Consider the following 20,969-nt stretch of genomic DNA (forward strand, 5'->3'; position numbering starts at 1 on the left):
TTATTCGCTCTCGAAATCACGTTGATCCTCGCTAGATACAAGAAAGCGCGAAGGAATAAACCTTAGAGAAAAGGACAGAGGTAAATGGGAAAGCTCACAACGCATGTGCTCGACACGGCCAAAGGTAAGCCGGGGGCGGAGATTGAAGTGTCGCTATTCCGTGTAGACGGAAATACCCTTCAACACGTCATCACCATGACGACCAATCATGACGGGCGAACCAATGAGCCATTGCTGGAAGAGACAGACTTCCAACGAGGAAAATACCAACTGCAGTTCAATACTGCCGAATACTTCAAAAATAGCGGTGTAGCACTCAGCGATATCCCTTTTCTTGACGATGTCGTTATCCGCTTTGGCATTGATGACGAGAAAGCACATTACCACGTCCCTTTACTGGTTTCTCCCTTTAGCTTTTCAACATACAGAGGTAGCTAGCTGATTGGCCTACGTATGTTCGTTTGAACAAATAAACAGAATCAATGCGAAAAGGAAAAACTCGCAGTAACTCCTAGAAGGAATATATCAATGGATAAGCAAAGCACTGCTGAACAACCCATAGGGAAGAGTGGCTTTCTTGAACGCTACTTCAAATTAAGTCAACACGGAACATCCGTTAAGAACGAACTGATTGGAGGGATCACCACTTTTGCCACAATGGCTTATATCATTTTCGTGAACCCCAATATTATGTCGGCGTCCGGTATGGATCCCGGGGCACTATTTGTAGCAACCTGTATCGGCGCAGCGATCGGTACTCTAATGATGGGCCTGTTTGCTAACTGGCCAGTGGGCCTTGCACCGGGCATGGGCTTAAATGCTTTCTTCGCTTTCACGGTAGTGGGCGAAATGGGCTATAGCTGGCAAGTTGCTCTCGGCGCAGTATTCATCTCAGGTGTCATTTTCGTTGGCCTAAGTGTTTCGCGCGTTCGAGAGTGGATCATCAACAGCATCCCTTCTTCACTGCGCTATGCCATGACAGCGGGCGTGGGTCTATTTCTCGGTATTATCGGCTTAAAAAGCGCTGGGATTGTGGTTGGCAGCCCTGCCACTTTGGTAACGCTTGGCGACTTTACTCAGCCACCTGCCATTCTCGCTGCTGTGTGCTTCTTCATCATTTCTGTATTGGCAGTTAAGCAAGTTTTCGGTGCCGTTCTAATCGGGATTTTCGGTACCACGCTGATCGGTTTAGGTCTCGGCCTTTTCGAATACGGCGGCATCTTTTCAGCGCCACCAAGCATCGCACCCACCTTTATGGCAATGGACATTGCGGGCGCTCTGAATGTCGGCATGATCAGTATCATTCTTGCCTTCCTGTTTGTGAACATGTTCGATACCGCGGGCACACTCATGGGCGTGGCTGAACGTGCCAATCTCATTAACAAAGAAACAGGCAAGATTGATGGCCTGCCAAAAGCGCTGAAAGCGGACAGTATGTCCAGCGTTATTGGTGCATGTTTCGGTTGCCCACCAGTGACCAGTTACGTCGAAAGTGCTTCAGGTGTTTCAGCGGGAGCACGTACCGGACTGTCAGCTATCGTCGTGGGTGTTCTGTTTCTGGCAGCCATTTTCCTCTCACCATTGGCAGGAATGATCCCGGCTTACGCCACTGCAGGTGCACTCATTTATGTCGCTTTTCTCATGATGAGCAGCATCCGTCACGTGAACTGGGATGACTTTACTGACTCTGTGCCAGCCGCTGTCACCGCATTAATGATGCCGCTGACTTTCTCTATTTCAAACGGTATCGCACTTGGGTTTATTACTTACACCGTACTCAAGGCGGGCACAGGAAAGTTCTCGGATATTTCCATCGCCATGTATGTATTGAGCATTCTGTTTGTGTTCAAACTGATCATCCTCGGATAACTAATAAAGGGGCACAAAGAGGCCCCTAATTTTTAATTTTTCGTTTCAAAAGGACCAACGACGTCCCAAGGGGTAATTCGATATTCACCACTAACGCTGCCGCATTAAAAAAGGAACGCAGGCAGCTTAAAGGAAGAAGTTATGAAACTGCTCTATGAATTAAACGATAAACCACCTGCAGGCTCCACAGTCCTGCTAGCCATACAACACATGCTTGCCTCTATCGGCGGTATTATTGCTGTACCACTCATTGTTGGCACTGCCATTGGCCTACCAACCAGTGACGTTGTCACTCTTATTAATGCTGCACTATTCATCTCAGGTGCTTTTACCATAATACAGTGTATTGGCGTGGGCCCTGTAGGCATCAGACTGCCAGTCGTCATGGGTTCCAGCTTTGCATTTCTAGGGATAGCTATCGGCATAGGTAAGGCTGACGGTGTTTCTGGGATTATGGGCGCTGCACTGGTTGGCGCGTGCATGGTGATCGTCTCCGCCTTCTTTATGGAGCAAATCCGTAAACTCTTTCCACCGGTTGTCAGTGGTGTTGTCGTTACGCTGATTGGTTTAACCATACTGCCCGTTGCCATGAACTGGGTGGGTGACGCGCCGGCAGGCAGCGAACATTTTGCAACACTACCCAAGCTTTTCCTTGCTGCCGTTTCTCTTCTAGTTGTTTTGCTCGTTGCGACTTACGCAAAAGGCTCAGTAGCTGCATCAGCGATTGTCATCGGCTTGGCTGGCGGGTACTTGGTGGCACTGAGTATGGGCATGGTGGACATGAAACAAATCGGCGAAGCAAGTTGGTTCGCGACACCTGACCCTCTCAAGTTTGGACTCAGCTTTTCATGGCCAGCCATCGTGAGTATGTGTCTTGCCTATATTGTCGTGATCGCAGAAGCTACAGGCGATTTCCTTGCACTTGCTAGCAATTGTCACCGTACGATTTCAGGTAAAGACCTCAAACGCGGTCTACTGGGCGATGGCATTGGTAGTGCGGTAGGGTCATTATTTGGAGCCATGCCATTAGCTTCATTCAGCCAGAATGTCGGCATCGTTGGTATCACTGGCGTAGCAAGCCGTTACGTGGTGGGCACCGCAGGTGCTCTATTGATCCTTGCTGGACTTTTCCCGAAATTCGGAGCACTAGCGGTGACAGTACCAAAACCAGTGCTTGGTGGCGTCGGTTTCATCATGTTCGGTATGATTGCCTATGCGGGTATCCGTATGTTGGTGAAAGCTGCCGACACACGCCGCAATGCTCTTGTGATTTGTGTCTCCTTGGCAGCAGGGCTTGCTGTCACTATCAAGCCTTCTCTGCTTCAGCATCTGCATCATGATGTCGCTCAGCTTCTTCACTCGGGTATTACCACGGGTACCATCGTGGCTGTTGTTCTGAATCTGGTGCTTCCGAAGTCGAAAGAAGATGTCCATGCTGAAAAGCAGGCTGAAGAGGAGGAAATGAACAGCGATCATTCGATCCCGCTAAGTGAAGACACTGCGGAGCCTGCAATGGCTAGCACTTCTTCTCAGAGTGATGTGTCGACAGATCAACCCTCTAAACCGACGCAATAAGCCCTCCGTGTCAGCCCCGATTTTCTTAGAATCTCGGGGCTATTCTTTTTCCAGCAAAGGATACAAATACATGGCGACTACCTGGATTAAAAATCCTCTCGCGATTTGGACTGGAACGAATGATGACGCAGCCGGCGGCATTGTTGTTCAAGGAAACACCATAGTAGAAGTGGTCGCCAAAGGCGCTGCTCCCACCCAACCATTCGACCATACCCTGGATGCTTCAGAGCATGTTGTGTTACCCGGCTTGGTTAACGCCCATCACCATTTCTACCAGACGCTCACCCGTGCTTATCCCGATGCTTTGGACAAAGAGCTATTCCATTGGCTTAAGGCGCTATATCCCGTTTGGGCTGGCCTTGATGAAGAAATGATGCAGCTGGGTACAGAGCTCGCTAGTGCTGAGTTGCTGCTCTCCGGTTGTACCACAGCTTCCGATCACCATTACTTAATCCCAGTTGGTTTGGAACACGCCATTGATATTCAGGTAGAAGCAACAAGAAAACTCGGTTTGCGAACTGTACTCACCAGAGGATCAATGAGTCTTGGTGAAGATCAGGGCGGGCTGCCCCCAAGGCACACCATTCAAACTGAACAAACCATCATTGATGATAGCGTTCGCCTAATCCGCGAATATCATCAACCTGAATTTGGCGGCATGACTCAAATTGCCCTCGCCCCCTGCTCTCCTTTTTCTGTCACCACAGAGCTCATGAAAGAAACGGCTCATGTTGCCAAACAACATGATGTGATGCTTCATACCCACCTTTGCGAGACCATAGACGAAGAGAATTTCTGTCTGGAGCGTTTCGGTTATCGTCCTGTTGACTACCTGGAAGAGGTAGGCTGGCTGCATGACAGAACCTGGTTGGCACACGGCATACATTTCAACGACGAAGAGATCCGCAGGCTTGGACAATCTGGTATTGGAATTTGTCATTGCCCAAGTTCTAACATGATGCTCGCCTCAGGTATTTGCCGAAATCTAGAGCTAGAAGAAGCCGGCGCTTCTGTCGGGCTTGGCGTGGATGGCTCAGCATCAAATGATGGTTCCAATCTGGTAAATGAACTACGAATGGCGACTTACATTCAACGGCTGAGATACGGTTCTGCCGAAGTCAGTCACTTTGATGCTTTTCGCTGGGCGACACAGGGCTCAGCGAGAAATATCGGCCGAAAAGACATCGGCAAGCTGGACAAAGGTATGTTGGCAGATATTGCTATGTTCAAGCTGGATGAAATTCAGTTCTCTGGCAGCCACGATCCTCTCGCTGCGCTAGTACTTTGTGGACACCATCGTGCAGACCGTGTCATGGTTAATGGTGATTGGCGCGTAGTTGATGGCGAATTGGTCGATGTTGATAAGCAAGAGTTGATGGTAAGACACCGTGCAGCTGCAAGAAGGCTGGCTGATAAAGCTCAAAAACTAAGGCGCTAAAAAGCGCCTTAGTTTTTTTGTCTTTGCCATACTAATTATCAGCGCGCTTAACCGATTTCTTGCCGCTCAAGCTTTGCGCGTTGATCTCTTTGCCGGTGACATAGTTGAACGACGAAACCACCAGCACGTAAACAACATCGACTTCAGTTTGAGTAGAAGGTGTGTAGATCATGACAAAGCCCTCCCAACCCAAACGTTTAGATGACCAAGGATGAAAGGTTGCCCAGTTGTTTTTTACCGCTTCTTTGGCTAATTCTGGCGGTAGTGAAGCATGGAGACTGCCGTCGGGGTGTAAATGAGCGAATTCTCTGCCACCGACGATGGCCTGAGGGTTCGCAAGCGGAACACCGTCGCGAATCCAAAAACCTTCCGCACCTGGAAGAGAAAGCATTGAGCCTTGCAAAGATACATCAGGGATCTTTGCTACCTTGTTTCTGAGTTCAGCAATCAGGTCAGCATCTGTTTTCACATTCAACTGCACATGAGGAACGCTCTCCGTCGTATCTGGAATAGCCGTAGTTCTTAGAGGAAGGTTTTCGGGTACACCGGCATTGGCTTTAAAGGCCACCGTAAATATCCATCCACAAAGCCAAAGCATACTTTTCAGTCTATCCATCTTCATATCCCTTTGTTGAACCAACTCAGCTTGTCGCACGCAAACAATGTACATCAGGATGATTGCCAGTAATATCGTGTACAAACGGACTTCATAATTCGCTCAGGAAGAACAATGATTGAATACCTCAAACATATGGCTATATTTGTCCGTGTTGTCGACGGTGGATCATTCCGAGCTGCCGCCAAACAGCTAAATCTTGCTCCTTCCCGAGTGAGCCAAACCATTTCAGACCTTGAAGATTACCTAGGGAAGACGCTGCTCTACCGCACTACAAGAAAGCTTTCCCTGACCAATGAGGGGCGCATGTTTTACCCTCGAGTGGTAGAAATGCTCAAGCAGGCAGAATTGGGGTTAAACGAGCTCAATGCTATCTCGGTGGAACCCGTCGGAGAATTGCGGATCTCGCTTCCGGCATTTCTTGCTTCCTCTGACGTATCCACTGCGCTAGCTGCGTTTACGCGCTTATACCCTCGCGTTTCCCTGTCAATTTCTTACACAGACATGCCCGTCAGCCTGATTGACGATGGGTATGATTTGAACGTACGGATTGGTTGGCTAGACGACAGTTCCATGCTTTCGAGAAAGCTGGGTGAATATCAGCGCGTTTTGGTCGCTGGCGCCGAATATGCCGCTTCTCACCCACCACCACAGCATCCAGACGATCTTGTTGATCTTGAGTGGTTAAGCTTCAAACATCGTAAGGACAGAATGGAGTTCATGTCTGGCGATGACAAAGTGCTCGTCGTTTTTAACAACTTTCAATTGCAAGTCGACACCATTGAAGCGCTTTGTCATCTCGCGCATCAAAATGCAGGGATCGCGATTTTACCGCAACATATCGCCGAGCCAGGGCTAAAATCTGGCGCGCTGGTGCAGCTTCTTCCGGATTAGTCTCTGCGTAAGCTTGGGCGATACGCGGTTTGGCCGGATAAAGCACGAAGAGAGAATCTGACGCTCTTGTTGGCTCGGTTTTTGGCAGACCAACTCGCGGAATGAGCACATAAACAAACGCCCCTATTCTATTAGGGGCGTTTGACTTAATAGCGCTATTTGCAGTGGAAGTTTAACGCGCTAATTTACCTAAAGCTTCAGCCACCATATCTACATTGCCAATACCACCAGAGGGCAAATAACCGCTACCGGAGAATCCCGTGAATGCTGACGGCGCTTCACCAATAAGCTCACTCATGGTCGTACCCTGCTTCGCGACAACAAATACGTTCGGGCCCGCTGTTTCAGTGAACGTCTGATCCGTCACTAAATTGCTGAGTGCTGAAACGCGTTTTTTGCGGTCAACACTCCACCAGTTCGCCACAAAATTTGCCCCGCCAGGGTGACATTCTGCGGTAGCTTCTACCACTTCACCGAAAATGCTAAATGAATAGTCATGGCTACCCGGCACACTCACACTGAGTTGTGCAACATCACAGGTACCCGGAGTGGTATCAACCTGCGCGTTAATCATGTGCTCATTAAACATCGCGGTTTCCATCCCCATTCTTTTCATCGCACCATAGTAAGCAGGAGAAGAGGTTTGGTAGCTCAATGCATATATATTGAAATCTGCACCGTTCGAACCGTCGTTATTGAACGTCGTCGCTGGTAGATTGGAAGTATTGATTGGTGTGCCCACATGAGCAAAAGCGACATTCTCATCAGTGAAAACTTCACCCTTGGCATCTGTCACTTGGATGACTTCGCACTGCAAAGAACGAATAATCAGCATGCCGAGGTTGTCTGAACCTTCGAACACAAACCCCATATCTGAAAGGCTGTTTACTGTAATGCCTGACGGAACCAGCGAAGTTAGCGCATCCTTCTGGACAGCTATACCTCCCGCAATTTCCCGGCAGTTCGAGAAATCCACATCAGAGTTGCTGAAGCGCTTACCTTGATAAGACTGTTTGTGAGATTTCACAGTGTCAGCGCCTTTTGGGCTTCCTTCTTTCGCCATCACCGCTGGAGCAAGTGCCATTGAAGTAACAAGCGCTGTTGCTAAGGTGACTTTATTGATTGTCATGCGAACTCCTTATCCATAGTCGTACTGTTTGTTGTACAGAAACCAATCTACAGCACCGTCATTAGCAACATAATCCGGCATTAAGTGAACTAATAATTCTGGAAATAAGCATTAATCCATATCGGTATATTCGACTAGGCCACCGTCTTAGGCTATGTGTTTTCGCAAACAAAAACCCGCATTAGGCTGCGGGTTTTATCGGAGTAAATAGGAGAGTTAACTTGCTAGACTGGAGAAACAGCGCCCTCAAATTGACGCAATATTTCATCTAATTCTGCGGTAAGGCTTGTATCTGTTATGGCTTTGTTTTCCAAGTCAAAGTTGTCATAGAAACTCGGTAAACTAAATGTTCCGACGACATTACCACCAAAATGCGGAGCCCCCTCTTTAGCCAGCTTCAGTACTGTTTTTGCGCCACCTGGGCCAGGGGATGTCGCGAGCAAGATAATCGACTTTCCTTGATAGACGTTTCGATCGATACGACTTAGCCAATCAAACAGGTTCTTAAATGCCACCGTAAAATTGCCATTGTGCTCAGCAAATGACACTACAATAGCGTCGGCATTTTCTATCCGCTTCTGGAAAGCGTAGGCACATCTCGGAATGCCATAATCCTCTTCCAAATCGCTATTGTAGATAGGTAAATCAAAGTCATTGATTTCTACATAGTCGACATCAGCGTTCTTTATCTTTCCCGCCGCATATTGGACGAGTTGCTTGTTAATTGATTTACGGCTGTTAGTTGCAGCAAAAGCGAGTATTTTCATCGTTTAATCTCGTTCAATAATGATACTTGGGATAATCAATATCAGTCTGGTCTTAAAGCTGGCCCAACTCTCCGGCTTGATAGCGGGCAACAACCTCATTGATTTCTTGTTGTGAGCTCATTGCAAACGGTCCTTGCTGGACAAAGCTCTCGTTAATGGTTTCCCCAGACAACAGAGCAAAATGGCTATGCTTCTTGTTATCACCACGAACTTTTAATACAGAAACATCTTTAGGGACGATTGAGACTGAATCCCCTTGATCTAGAACATGCCATTCATCGTCTATTTGATACTCGATTTTTCCTTCCACGGCATATAGCCAAGCATTGAAGCCATCTGGAATTTGGTGTTCAAAACCTGAACGCTCATCGGCAAAACCATCAAGAATGGTAAACGGCCATACCGAGGAAACCTGTGTTTTCGCGCGGTTACTTTCTCCTAGCACCAGCCTGACGCGATACCCTTCTCCCACCAGCGTAGGCATGTCCTCTCGCTTCACATGAAGAGAGCTAGGCGACTCATGTTTCAACGTTGCCGGGAGATTCACGAAGATCTGCAAACCATGAATTTTCGCACCAAGTCTTGGTGCTTCGTCATGAACCGCGCCACGACCAGCGTTCAGCCAATAGAGATCGCCCGCATGAATATCAAAGTCGTTGCCTAGCGAATCACGGTTGTTAAATTTGCCTTCTGTATCCTCAAACAGAACGGAAACCGCTGAGATACCCGCGTGTGGATGCGCACCGAATGTCGGTACTGTCATGGTGTAATGATCAACCATAATGATTGGGTCCATCGCCCCTTCAAATTGCGTATGGCGAAAACCAATACCCGTGAACCCTTCTCCAATATTCAATGGGCTGCCAGTAACATGCTTATCAAATACAGTACTCTGGTTTAATTGGGCTGCTGAATTCGTCATTGCTCTACTCCGTTCTATTTGTTGGCTTAAAAACAATGTAACGAGTTGGATTCCAGATAAAAACCGTTAGAATCCGAACTCTACGTTCCATAAATAGGACGATAAAATGAAAGTCGACTTGAATGACTACTTTTACTTTGTGCATGTCGTTGAGAAAAAGGGATACACTGCCGCCGCTAAAGCGTTGAATATGCCAAAGTCACGGCTGAGCCGACATGTTGTACAGCTGGAAGAGCGCTTAGGTGTCAGGTTATTGCAGCGAACGTCCCGTAATGTTGCGGTGACAGAAGAGGGAAAGAGCTTCTACCATCATGCCCGAAAGTTGGTAGATACCTTAGAACTTGCAGAAGCTGCCATGGATAACCGCAGTGGGAAACTCACAGGGAAAGTGGTCATTAGTTGCTCAACAGGTGTCGCTCAATTCGCCTTACTCAGCATTGTGACCGAGTTTGCCAAGCTACATCCTAAAGTGCATATCGAGCAACGTGTTACCAACGCAATGGAAGATCTTGTCGCCGAAGGGATTGATATAGCTATCCGCGGACATAGCGCAGAGCTGCCTGACTCCAGTCTCATCCAGCGATTTATTACTACAGTAGAATGGCAGTTCTACTGCTCGCCCCGTTACCTCGAAACGCTTCAACAGTTAAACACGCCCTACGATCTTGCTGATTGTCAGTTTCTGAAAGTTGGCAGAAGCGGTTCCAAAGACGCTATTCCACTCATGAACCGAGACGGGCTACGTACTCACCAAACATCCAATATCGCTTTGTGCTCAGAAGATATGTCGACCATACGACAAGCCGCGATTGAAGGGTTAGGTGTGACTGCACTGCCTGACTACGTATGCCGCACTGCATTACAAACGGGAGATCTAGTTCGCGTTCTGCCCGATTGGCTTTCACAGTCGGCCAGTTTAAGTTTGTTGATGCCTTCAAGGCTAGGCGTACCGCCACATACCAAAGCGTTGGCGGAATTTATTCGAGAGAAACTTCCCTTGGTGGTTAGGGGCTGTTGACCTTAGAGCAGCCATTTCTGCTTAACAACCCTATCTACATAACCAATATTTCTATATCTAAAAGCATTGGAATTCGTGTTGGTGAAATCTGAACCACGTCCTACTGGATGGGTTCACCATTGATTGTTCCTGAGATTAGCTCGTCAACCGTCGTCAAAGTCGTGCCATTGCTACTTGCTGTAAGCTCGTCTCTGATGGCTATGCCATTTCCGATACCAAAGTTTGTTTTGTAGAGAGCGTTGGACTCTTGTCCGTCGTCAACTAGCATGATTTCGAGAGTGACCAAGCACGTTTCAAATGTGCCGGCTGGTACAGTCACGGTTTCTCTTTTCTCATACTTCATTTTCACATCCATTGTGCCGGTCTCAACACCATCTGTATAAACCGTAATAGTAGGTTGTGTGCGTGATTCACCAGAAGCAAGGTCATAGAAATATGCCAACCCACTTGGTTTGTAAGTTATCATTTCCCCCTCAAAAAATTGACCTAACGTTGTTACTGCCTGACTCGATTCATCCACAACAACATATGTTCTGTTGTCGGGCGTATCATCATAGAGTCTGACTTCCAACACTCCGCTTTGGCCTTCATAATCCACAACAGCCTGAACAACCTCTCTCTCTTGAACGTTGACGGGTTGAGCCAATCCAGCTTTCTTTGAAATGTTGGTGATAGTTTCTGTACCCAGTTCGTTTAATGTTGGGTTGTAGCACGAGCTAAGCGAAGTCCCATCACCATCAGGAAATACAATCCCATCTTGCGGATCATCACTACCTCCACAGCCAAACAAGAGAAGCGGTAACACGCCTAATCCTACTTTTTTCATGACAGTTCCTGCCTAAAAATACTGCGATATAGTCCTTTATCGCAGTATGCTCGCGGAGCGCTGTCTGATCTGGCGAGACAATGAGACTAAGATTTACATTAGCCCTTGCTAATTTTTATGAGTTGGTGAGTCTTAAACTCGAATGGTTCTTTATGAGCCGTCAATCTTCTCATTAACTGAGAAGGCCCAATACAGTCTCCAGTGAAGAGTAATCTGAAATACGTTGATGGTGCTGGACTCTTTCTCCAACGATAACCAAGTTAACGCCTAGCGTTTTACAAGCTTTTACATCCCACATCGCATCGCCAAAATAGGTGATTGGCAAACCTTTAGAAGGATCAGCTTTCGCTTGTGCAATTGCCATAATTTCAATACGTGCATGATGATCATTTGAAGATGCAATGATGAGGTTGTCAGTATCGAACCCAGCAGATTGAAGCTTTAATCTCGCTGTCTCTCCCCAGCCACCGGTCGCAACCGAAACGATATAGTCGTTATTGTTCAATACGTGCAGAAGGAAACGCTTTGCACCTTTAACTTCAATCGCTGGGCTTTCTTTGATGGTTTGCTCGATATTTTGAATAAAAACGGGCTTTACTCTGTTTTCCAATTCTTCAAGTGAGTATTGAGGTGCTTGTCTTTCAATAAAGGTTTGAAGAATACCTCTGTCGGTCACATGCGGGTAGGTTGCCCAATTATTCTTTATGGCAATTCCTGTGACTTCATGAACGGCATCCATAAAGCATTTTTCGTCGAACTCATAGGATTGAATCAGTGTCCCATCGATATCGAACATAATGTGTTGCATGAGCTTCCTTGTATTTATCGCTTTGAAACTAACTCAATCCGCATGCTTTACGCCGCACCCTCTCAGCACCAAATTCACCAGAAATTCTGCCGCATCTTCGAAGTCTTGATCTTCTAATTCAAACTGGCCGCTGACCTGACATATCTGCCAGTTAAAGTCAGCGTAGGTTTGGGTTGATGACCAGAGCATAAACATCAGATGCTTGGGAGGTACAGGTTCCATCCAACCCTGCTCAATCCAGTATTCGAACTTGTTCAGAATCATTCGAGATTGATCCATCAAGGATTCTGCAATGTCACTTGGGAGGTGGGGTGCGCCAGCCATCACTTCAGCAGCAAAAGTCTTTGAAGCGGCGGCGTATTCTTTAGATATGCGCAGTTTGGTACGGATATATTGGGTAAGCGCTTCTCGCGGATCGTTGAGCTGCTCGATAGGGTAAGACGCTTCAAGCAATGGCTGAGTGACACTTTCCAGCACTGCACGATAGAGATTGTCTTTGGTATTGAAATAGTAATAGAGGTTGGGCTTGGGAATTTCGGCGCGTTGGGCAATTTCGGCTGTCGTTGTCGCGGCATAGCCTTTTTCTGCAAACAGTTGGCTGGCAACTTCGATGATCTTTTCCTGATTTTTCGTCCTGATGCGTGACATTACCCGTCCGTGGATTCATTAAAGCGTGTAATCACAACTTTAATGAATCCTAGACAATTCATCCAGTCAATCACTCTGGTAATATCAATATTGCTCTGAAGTCATTCACATTGGTGCGGGTTGGCCCGGTAAAAATCAAGCCGCTAAGCGCTTCAAAAAAACCATAACTGTCGTTGTTAGTCAGGTAAGGTTCGGGTGACAGTTTCTTCTCTGCAGCGGCGACATAAAAATCCGGTTTCAACTCTGCTCCGGCATTGTCTTCCACACCATCAATCCCATCTGTATCGCAGGCCAACGCATAAATTCTGCCCCGAATCGCGGGCTCTTTCTCAAGCGCTTGATAGAGTGATAACAGAAACTCACAATTGCGCCCTCCACGACCATTACCTTTGACTGTTACAGTGGTTTCACCGCCAGAGAGGATGACGCAAGGTGCAGGGAAAGGCTGATCATGTTTAGCTGCACTGCTTGCCATAGCTGCATGCACCAGTGCGACATCCCTTGATTCTCCCTCCAGAGTATCTCCCAGAATGTAAGCGGGTATCCCTAGCGATTCCGATAAAGTCTGCGCAGCAATCAGAGATTCGAAAGGCGTTGAAATAATCTCAAAACGGCTTTTTGACAGTCTCTCGTCACCGGCTTTTGGGGTTTCAGATGCTTCGCTTTCCAGCCATGAAGTGACATTGTCACTTACTGGGATGTCATATTTATTCAATACGTTAATAGCATCAAAACGTGTCGTCGGGTCTGCGACTGTCGGACCTGATGCGATAACATCTGCGGCATCTCCCGGCACATCAGATATCGCAAGCGTAAGCACACTTGCAGGGTAAGCCGCTTGTGCCAGCTTCCCTCCTTTTACAGCGGAAAGATGCTTTCTTACACAGTTCATTTCATTGATGGCAGCTCCCGATTTCAACAGGGCTTTGTTGATGTCCTGTTTCTCGGAAAAGTCGATGCCAGGTGCAGGTAAGCTTAATAAGGCTGAGCCTCCGCCGGATAGCAAACATATCACCGTGTCATTTTCATCAAGGTTCGTGACCAAATTTAGGATGAGCTTAGCGACTTTCTCTCCTTCACCATCAGGAACCGGGTGCGACGCTTCCAATACTTCGATGTGCTCACAAGGTGCACCATGCAAATAACGTGTGACGACAACGCCACTTATCGGCCCTTCCCATTCATCTTCCAACGCTTGAGCCATTGAAGCAGCCGCTTTACCTGCACCGATCACAACTAAATTTCCTGAGCGGTCTTCAGGCAGATACTTTTTAATACTTCCATAAGGAAGGGCTGAATCGACCGCAGCATCGAACAATTTCCGGAGAAATATCGAGGGCGTTAAAGCTCCAACAGATGACTTTTCTGATTCAGAATTTTTTCTTAGGGTTTCTTCGCCTTCCTTGAACACTTCCTGCTGATCCATTGCTTATCTCCATAGAAAAAAAAGCCCGTCGTGAAAGAAGCGGGCAAAATACTAAGGACCTGTAAAACGTAAACTCAAGTTGGAGGTACTCCAAGCAGCGAAAAGCTGGACACTTCAAACTGCTTGGTATGGTTCACGGCGTTATTCGCCGCGGATGTTGTGGTTAGAAAGCGATTCAATGGCTTTAATAAGCGCAGAGTGATCCCAATCTTCCCCACCTTGCTCAGCACATAAGCTAAATAGCTCTTGTGCGGATTTTGTATTCGGCAGTGAAACGCCAAGCGTTTCAGCCCCTGTTAAAGCTAAGTTCAAATCTTTCTGATGCAGGCGGATTCTAAAACCAGGGTCAAAGGTTCCTTTCACCATGCGCTCACCATGAACTTCCAGCACTTTTGAATTAGCAAAGCCACCCAGCAGCGCGTTGCGGATCCTTGCTGGATCTGCGCCTGCTTTTGAAGCAAACACCAGCGCTTCAGACACAGCTTCAATATTGAGTGCCACAATGATTTGATTAGCGACCTTGCACACCTGCCCAGCACCATTATCACCGACCAGATTGATGTTTTGCCCCATGGCACCAAACAGTGGCAATGCTTTTTCGAACGTGGCTTCTTCGCCACCAACCATGATGGTCAAGGTGGCATTGATGGCGCCGACTTCACCGCCAGAAACAGGCGCATCAAGGTAAGCCGCACCACTTTCGTTGACCCGGGCAGCAAAGCTTTGGGTTTCAATGGGAGATATAGAACTCATGTCGATGACTGTCTTTGTGGCATCCAGCACTGGCTCTATACCATCTTCACCAAACAGAACATCTTCAACATCTGGTGTGTTTGGCACCATAACGATAATGAAATCCGCGTCATTAACCGCTTCACGATTCGAAGGATAGGTTTTTGCACCACCTTCGACTAATGAAGCAGGTGCCCTTGTACGGCTTTCTGACAAATTGAGTTGATACCCGGCTTTTTGTAGGTTTTCAGCCATTGGCTTACCCATGATGCCGGTGCCGATAAATGCGATAGTTGTCATTCCATTACTCCTCATTTTGTCCGTATGTCTGAAGCCATTTCATGCCTTCTTCGGTGGTGGTAGCTGGCTTATATTCGCACCCAACCCAACCCTCATAGCCAATAGAATCTAAGTGGCTGAACAGGAAGTGGTAGTTCAACTCCCCGGTTCCAGGCTCATGACGACCAGGATTATCTGCAAGCTGAACATGCCCAATACGGTCTAACGTCGAGCTTAAGGTTTGGGCAATATCCCCTTCCATAATTTGCATATGGTAGATGTCGTACTGCAGTGAAAGGTTGTCACTCCCGACAGCATCGCAAATCCGAACTGCCTGTTTGGTATTGGTTAGCGTAAAGCCCGGGATATCCCTTGTATTGATTGCTTCCACAACCAACCGGATACCTGCCTTTTCCAACTGAGCATTCGCAAATTTCAGGTTTTCAATCAGAGTCTTTTCAGCTTGGTCCTGACTAACACCCGAAGGAACAATCCCAGCGAGACAGTTCACTTGCTCACAGTTCAATACATTGGCGTATTCAATCGCGAGTGCAACGCCTGCCCGGAACTCATCAACACGTGCTGGGTCCGCTGCAATCCCGCGATCTCCCGCGTCCCAATCCCCTGCAGGTAGGTTAAACAGCACTTGCTTCAGATGGTTGCGGTCCAGTTCTGCCTTCAGCTCATAGGCATCAAATGCGTACGGAAACAGGTACTCCACTCCCTTAAAACCGAAGTTTGCCGCGGCATTAAAGCGCTCGATGAAAGGCAGTTCAGTAAATAACATTGATAAATTGGCAGCTAACTTTGGCATTTCAATTTCCTTATTCCATAAGAACCAAACAGTTATTGGCGATTGGCTGCCAATGCAGTAGGCGCATCAGCAATAGAGTCAGCCAGAGATTCAAATTCATTCACAGAGTCAATCTCTACACCCATGGAGATATTGGTGACTTTCTCCAGAATGATTTCTACAACAACTGGTACACGATGCTTAGCCATCAAGGTCTTTGCCTCTTCAAACGCCGACGCAATTTGCTCTGGGTCAGTGACACGCAATGCCTTACAACCTAACCCTTCCACCACAGTCACATGATCGACACCATAATCGGCAAGTTCAGGTGCATTCTGGTTTTCAAAGGCCAACTGTACGCAGTAGTCGATATCGAATTGACGCTGCGCCTGGCGGATAAGTCCCAGATAAGAGTTGTTCACCAACACATGGATGTAAGGGAGGTTGAATTGGGCACCAACAGCGAGTTCTTCAATCATGAACTGGAAGTCGTAGTCACCTGAAATAGCCACAATTTGGCGCTCAGGATCCGCAGCACGAACACCTAGTGCGGCAGGCACCGTCCATCCTAAAGGCCCGGCCTGACCACAGTTGATCCAATGACGAGGTTTATAAACATGTAGAAATTGAGCAGCAGCTATTTGAGACAAACCTATGGTGCTGACATAACAGGTTTCACGGTCAAACGCACGATTCATCTCTTCATAAACACGCATTGGTTTAACTGGCTGTTCGGTATAGTGGGTTTTTCGCAGCATAGTAGCTTTGCGCTGCTGACAATCTCCAACCCATGAAGAGTGATCGTTCAGTTTCCCTTGCGCTTTCCATTCTTTTGCTACTTCGATCAGCACAGTAAGCGCTTGGTAGGCATCAGACACGATGCCCAGATCCGGACAGAACACGCGCCCGATTTGGGTTGGCTCAATGTCGATGTGAACGAACTTACGACCTTCGGTGTAAACGTCTACTGAACCTGTGTGACGGTTTGCCCAACGGTTACCGATACCAAACACCACGTCAGACGCCAGCAATGACGCATTACCATAGCGGTGGGATGTCTGAAGCCCAACCATACCTGCCATCAACTCGTGGTCATCAGCAATCGTTCCCCATCCCATTAGGGTTGGGATCACTGGCACACCAACAATCTCAGCAAACTCCTGTAAGAGTTCTGAAGCATTTGCATTGATCACGCCTCCACCAGACACAATCAGTGGACGCTCAGCTGCATTTAGCATCTCCATCGCTTTTTCTGCTTGATGGCGCGAAATCGAAGGTTTGTAAGGCTCAAGAGGCTCATAACTGTCGATATCAAATTCAATTTCAGTCAGTTGGACATCCAAAGGGAGGTCGATCAACACAGGACCAGGGCGACCTGAGCGCATGACTTGGAAAGCGTGTTGGATTGCGCGTGGCACCTGTGCGGGTTCTAAAACCGTTGAACACCACTTAGTCACTGGACGTGCTATGGATTCGATATCGACGGCCTGGAAGTCTTCTTTGTGCAATCTCGCGCGCGGAGCCTGCCCGGTAATGCAAAGAATAGGGATGGAATCTGCCTGTGCAGAATAAAGACCGGTAATCATATCGGTACCTGCGGGGCCTGACGTTCCTATACAAACACCGATGTTCCCAGGGTTTGCTCGGGTGTAACCCTCGGCCATATGAGATGCACCTTCAACATGACGTGCAAGTATATGGTCAATACCCCCCGCTTTCTTCAACGCTGAGTAAAAGGGATTGATTGCTGCGCCCGGCACACCAAACGCTTTCACCACACCTTCTTTCTTCAGCACTTCAACCGCTGCATCAATCGCTCTCATCTTTCCCATACAAAACTCCTTTTGTATACAATTTGAGTGTATATTGTATTCTTAGATCGATTATATTTTAATCGCAAGGAATTTTTTACAGTTCGAAAACAATTGAACGAAGCACAAAGGCGGCAAAATCATGGCTGACAGTGCATTGGAAAGAGGTCAGACAAGATACTGAGTAAAAAGAATTTTGGCACCACCCTATTCACAACGCATTAACATTGTGCTTTTATTGTTCTCCATAACCACAACTATAAAGAAACATTATTAGACTTTAATTGTATACATTAACCTTAAGGACCCTGCCGATGTATGAACTAGAAAGTACTTCAGAAAATCGTTCCAGCTCAGCAGCTTGCTCCAGCATTAAGATCACTGGGCCTTTGTTCAGCGAAGATGCTAAAAGCATTCTGAGTGCAGATGCTTTGAACTTTATATCTGCGCTTTGCCAACAGTTCTCGGGATCATTGTCTTCGCTACTGATTGACAGAAAGCGTCAGCAGGAGAAATTCGATAGCGGTGCCCTACCTGATTTCAGGAGCGATACTGCAGACGTTCGAGACGATCGAGATTGGAAAGTGGTTGATATTCCGGAGATATTGCTCGATAGGCGCGTTGAGATAACAGGCCCCATTGACCGGAAAATGGTGATCAATGCGCTCAACTCTGGTGCAAATGTATTTATGTGTTGCTTCGAGGATGCCACTTCACCGACCTGGGAAAACATGGTGAATGGCCAAGTAAACATGCGTGATGCCAATGCGGGCACAATCTCGTATAGCGACCCGAAAAATGGCAAGCATTATCAGTTAGCTGATAACCCCGCGACATTGATCCATCGTCCAAGAGGTTTGCACCTTCAGGAATCCCATATTCTTTTCGATGGTAAACCCATGCCAGCCAGCCTAATGGATTTCGGGTTGTACTTTTTCCACAATTACCAATCCCGCAAAGCGAATGGTCAAGGCGTTTACTTCTACTTGCCTAAGCTTGAGTCCATGGAAGAAGCTGCATGGTGGGAATCCGTGTTTGATTTCACCGAAGAGTACTTTTCTGCCGAAACAGGTACGATACGCGCCACTGTTCTCATTGAAACCCTTCCTGCTGTATTCCAAATGGAAGAAATCCTCTACGCGATGCGTAAGCACATCGTGGGTATGAACTGTGGCCGGTGGGATTACATTTTCAGCTACATCAAAACGCTGAAGAACCACACCGATCGCATCTTGCCTGATCGTCATGCCATCGGTATGGATCAACCTTTCTTAGAGGCGTACAGCAAACGTCTTATCCAGACCTGCCATCGCCGCGGAGCATTAGCGATTGGCGGAATGTCTGCCTTCATTCCATCCAAAGATCCTGACGAGATGGCTCGCGTAACACAGAAGGTGATTGAAGATAAACGCCGTGAAGCGACGAATGGTCATGATGGCACCTGGGTCGCTCATCCACACTTGGTATCACTTGCCCGCGAAATATTTGATGAATACCTGAATGGCGCGACAAACCAACGCCACTTTATTCCTGATGGAAGCTTTAATAGCGAACTCCTTCTTCGACCAAGCCAAGGACCAAAAGATGAGCCCGGAGTAAGAAAGAATATCCGAATCGCGGTGCTTTATATGGAAGCCTGGCTACGTGGTATTGGTTGCGTACCTATTTACGGGTTGATGGAAGATGCCGCTACAGCTGAAATTTCTCGCGCCAACATTTGGCAATGGCTTAAGCATCAGGTGTCCCTGGATGATGGTCGACCATTTACCACTGAGCTATTTAGAGCGTGGCTCGATCAGGAAGTAAAGGACATGAAAGCCTCAGCAGGCAATGGCGAATTCAGAAAATTTGATGAAGCATCGGCGTTGTTTTTCACCCTCTCAACCGATATTCACTTTGCGGATTTTCTCACCATTCCTTGCTACGCAAAACTCGAATAACGAGCATTGGCGGCTGCTTTAAGCCGCCCTTAAAATCTAGGAGACTTTCAATGGAAAATCTGACGATGATAAAAGCACTGGAAATCACCACTAAGGTGTTCCATGCGGCGCAAGAACGGAAAACCCAACCACTAACGGTGGCCATTTTGGACAAAGGTGGCGCACTCATTTCGCTGCAGAGGCAAGATGGCTCAAGCATGATGCGGCCGGAAATTGCGATTGCAAAAGCCTGGGGGGCATTAGCTCTGGGGTGCTCCTCCAGAAAGATTGCGGATGATGCCCAAACACGCCCTTGCTTTATCTCGTCAGTCGCTACGCTTGCACAGGGAAACCTTGTTCCCGTTCCCGGTGGTGTGCTCATCCGAGACGCGTCATCGGAATTACTCGGTGCAGTCGGCGTTTCCGGCGATATCTCTGATACCGATGAAGCCGTCGCGATTGCCGGTATTGTCGCTTCCAGTCTAAAAACTGATGCCGTTCTGGCAAGCTGATTTCACCTGCAAACGGCCGGGCTTCTCCGGCCGTTAAATCTCTATTCTCAATTCTCTACCTTGGAACAGTACCCGCCCCGCAAACCGATAACAGTACCAATACAATAATTGCACCAATGTTGTACAATCGAGTTAGCTATTCTTATACAAAACAACACACATAACCTTTACGTTCTCTTTTAGAACGTTATTTTGCAGCGGACTCGCTAGAGACGGCGAGTCGGGAAAGGAACTACTGTATGACAGGGCTTCTCAAAGCAACGAATAAAAAAACCAAACAGACAAACCCTAAAATGACACAGGATGACATCGTATATGGTCATATCTTTGATGCGATCCTGGAACAACGCCTGCCACCTGGCACCAAACTCAGCGAAGAAGCATTGGGCGAAATCTTCGGCGTCAGCCGCACCATCATTCGCCGTGCCCTATTACGACTCTCTGTAGAGCAGGTTGTCAGTACACGCCCAAATCGCGGCTCTATTGTGGCGTCACCAACCGTTGAGGAAGCGATGCAAATCCTCAAAGCGCGTGAAGTGATGGAGCTGGCCATTGTCGAACTGGCAGCAGAGAACGCGACACCGGAACAGATCGCCAAATGCCGTGCCATGGTGGCGGAGGAAAATGAAGCGATTGCGAAGCATGATACTGGACGCAGCATACGTCTTTCGGGCGAATTCCACATAGAGCTGGCAGCGATGGCAAATAATCTGCCTTTGATGAGCTTCCAACGTAGCTTGGTGTCCCAATGTTCACTGATCATTGCTCTGTATGAATCATCGAAGAAAACGCACTGCTCCTGTGACGAGCACACCCAGCTACTAGATGTGATAGAGGCGGGAGATAAACAAGCGGCTATCGCGCTAATGAAGACTCATCTTGACCATATCAATTCCAAACTGAACCTGCATGATGATTCTGGCACTCAGGATCTTCATGCTGTGTTTTCGAATGTATTGAAGAAGAAAGCCTGATACCTCAATCAGT

General features: G+C 47.6%; 20 protein-coding genes. 9 read left to right on the forward strand and 11 right to left on the reverse strand.

The window, feature by feature from the left end; translation table 11 throughout:
* Nucleotides 1–84 precede the first annotated feature (84 nt).
* From uraH to D515_RS03170, 4 genes are all read left to right on the forward strand, one after another.
* On the forward strand, nucleotides 85–438 hold the full coding sequence (uraH, locus tag D515_RS03155) for a hydroxyisourate hydrolase (RefSeq protein ID WP_002535936.1): 354 nt from the start codon (nucleotides 85–87) through the stop codon (nucleotides 436–438).
* A 90-nt stretch (nucleotides 439–528) separates the two neighbouring features.
* Nucleotides 529–1,869: an NCS2 family permease gene (locus D515_RS03160; RefSeq protein WP_002535937.1), complete on the forward strand. Its 1,341-nt coding sequence runs from the start codon at nucleotides 529–531 to the stop codon at nucleotides 1,867–1,869.
* A gap of 141 nt (nucleotides 1,870–2,010) precedes the next feature.
* On the forward strand, nucleotides 2,011–3,444 hold the full coding sequence (locus D515_RS03165) for a nucleobase:cation symporter-2 family protein (RefSeq protein WP_002535938.1): 1,434 nt from the start codon (nucleotides 2,011–2,013) through the stop codon (nucleotides 3,442–3,444).
* Nucleotides 3,445–3,514: 70 nt separating this feature from the next.
* Nucleotides 3,515–4,882 carry an 8-oxoguanine deaminase gene (locus D515_RS03170; protein ID WP_002535940.1) on the forward strand — a complete coding sequence of 456 codons (1,368 nt, stop codon included), beginning with the start codon at nucleotides 3,515–3,517 and terminating at the stop codon, nucleotides 4,880–4,882.
* Nucleotides 4,883–4,913: 31 nt separating this feature from the next.
* Here the strand turns inward: D515_RS03170 and D515_RS03175 are convergent, their stop codons facing one another.
* Entirely contained in the window at nucleotides 4,914–5,498 is a 585-nt protein-coding gene (locus D515_RS03175; RefSeq protein ID WP_002535941.1) for a luciferase domain-containing protein, read from the reverse strand.
* A gap of 114 nt (nucleotides 5,499–5,612) precedes the next feature.
* Here D515_RS03175 and D515_RS03180 point away from each other — a divergent pair, with 114 nt between their 5' ends.
* The gene (locus D515_RS03180; RefSeq protein WP_002535942.1) at nucleotides 5,613–6,392 is read left to right on the forward strand and encodes a LysR family transcriptional regulator; all 780 of its coding nucleotides are present in this window, start codon (nucleotides 5,613–5,615) and stop codon (nucleotides 6,390–6,392) included.
* A 172-nt stretch (nucleotides 6,393–6,564) separates the two neighbouring features.
* Here D515_RS03180 and D515_RS03185 read toward each other — a convergent pair whose 3' ends face one another.
* From D515_RS03185 to D515_RS03195, 3 genes are all read right to left on the reverse strand, one after another.
* A complete protein-coding gene (locus D515_RS03185; protein WP_002535944.1) occupies nucleotides 6,565–7,521 on the reverse strand; it encodes a hypothetical protein in 957 nt (318 codons plus the stop codon).
* Between the two features lie 224 nt (nucleotides 7,522–7,745).
* Entirely contained in the window at nucleotides 7,746–8,288 is a 543-nt protein-coding gene (locus D515_RS03190) for an NADPH-dependent FMN reductase (RefSeq protein ID WP_002535945.1), read from the reverse strand.
* Between the two features lie 52 nt (nucleotides 8,289–8,340).
* Nucleotides 8,341–9,210, reverse strand: coding sequence for a pirin family protein (locus tag D515_RS03195; protein ID WP_002535947.1), 870 nt, complete (start codon nucleotides 9,208–9,210; stop codon nucleotides 8,341–8,343).
* Between the two features lie 106 nt (nucleotides 9,211–9,316).
* Here D515_RS03195 and D515_RS03200 point away from each other — a divergent pair, with 106 nt between their 5' ends.
* On the forward strand, nucleotides 9,317–10,228 hold the full coding sequence (locus tag D515_RS03200; RefSeq protein ID WP_002535948.1) for a LysR substrate-binding domain-containing protein: 912 nt from the start codon (nucleotides 9,317–9,319) through the stop codon (nucleotides 10,226–10,228).
* A gap of 100 nt (nucleotides 10,229–10,328) precedes the next feature.
* On the opposite strand, the gene D515_RS03205 is transcribed toward D515_RS03200, so the two are convergent.
* The 7 genes from D515_RS03205 to gcl all read right to left on the reverse strand — a co-directional run bounded on the left by D515_RS03205 (nucleotide 10,329) and on the right by gcl (nucleotide 17,572).
* Complete coding sequence (locus D515_RS03205) at nucleotides 10,329–11,054, reverse strand: DUF3108 domain-containing protein (RefSeq protein ID WP_002535949.1); 726 nt, start codon at nucleotides 11,052–11,054, stop codon at nucleotides 10,329–10,331.
* A gap of 172 nt (nucleotides 11,055–11,226) precedes the next feature.
* A complete protein-coding gene (locus D515_RS03210) occupies nucleotides 11,227–11,850 on the reverse strand; it encodes an HAD family hydrolase (RefSeq protein ID WP_239643927.1) in 624 nt (207 codons plus the stop codon).
* A gap of 45 nt (nucleotides 11,851–11,895) precedes the next feature.
* The gene (locus tag D515_RS03215; RefSeq protein ID WP_002535951.1) at nucleotides 11,896–12,510 is read right to left on the reverse strand and encodes a TetR/AcrR family transcriptional regulator; all 615 of its coding nucleotides are present in this window, start codon (nucleotides 12,508–12,510) and stop codon (nucleotides 11,896–11,898) included.
* Between the two features lie 70 nt (nucleotides 12,511–12,580).
* Nucleotides 12,581–13,936 (reverse strand): glycerate kinase type-2 family protein, encoded by a 1,356-nt coding sequence (locus tag D515_RS03220; RefSeq protein WP_002535952.1) that lies wholly within the window; start codon nucleotides 13,934–13,936, stop codon nucleotides 12,581–12,583.
* A 141-nt stretch (nucleotides 13,937–14,077) separates the two neighbouring features.
* Nucleotides 14,078–14,968 carry a 2-hydroxy-3-oxopropionate reductase gene (locus D515_RS03225; protein WP_002535954.1) on the reverse strand — a complete coding sequence of 297 codons (891 nt, stop codon included), beginning with the start codon at nucleotides 14,966–14,968 and terminating at the stop codon, nucleotides 14,078–14,080.
* 4 nt (nucleotides 14,969–14,972) lie between these two features.
* Complete coding sequence (hyi, locus tag D515_RS03230; RefSeq protein ID WP_002535956.1) at nucleotides 14,973–15,761, reverse strand: hydroxypyruvate isomerase; 789 nt, start codon at nucleotides 15,759–15,761, stop codon at nucleotides 14,973–14,975.
* A gap of 32 nt (nucleotides 15,762–15,793) precedes the next feature.
* A complete protein-coding gene (gene gcl / locus D515_RS03235) occupies nucleotides 15,794–17,572 on the reverse strand; it encodes a glyoxylate carboligase (protein WP_002535957.1) in 1,779 nt (592 codons plus the stop codon).
* 293 nt (nucleotides 17,573–17,865) lie between these two features.
* On the opposite strand from gcl, the gene aceB reads away from it, so the two are divergent.
* From aceB to D515_RS03250, 3 genes are all read left to right on the forward strand, one after another.
* Nucleotides 17,866–19,491, forward strand: a complete 1,626-nt coding sequence (aceB, locus tag D515_RS03240; protein WP_002535958.1) for a malate synthase A — start codon at nucleotides 17,866–17,868, stop codon at nucleotides 19,489–19,491.
* A gap of 50 nt (nucleotides 19,492–19,541) precedes the next feature.
* A complete protein-coding gene (locus tag D515_RS03245) occupies nucleotides 19,542–19,982 on the forward strand; it encodes a GlcG/HbpS family heme-binding protein (protein ID WP_002535959.1) in 441 nt (146 codons plus the stop codon).
* A 239-nt stretch (nucleotides 19,983–20,221) separates the two neighbouring features.
* Nucleotides 20,222–20,956, forward strand: a complete 735-nt coding sequence (locus D515_RS03250; protein WP_002535960.1) for a GntR family transcriptional regulator — start codon at nucleotides 20,222–20,224, stop codon at nucleotides 20,954–20,956.
* Nucleotides 20,957–20,969 lie beyond the last annotated feature (13 nt).

The sequence above is a fragment of the Grimontia indica genome (assembly GCF_000333895.2).
Lineage (GTDB): Bacteria > Pseudomonadota > Gammaproteobacteria > Enterobacterales > Vibrionaceae > Enterovibrio > Enterovibrio indicus.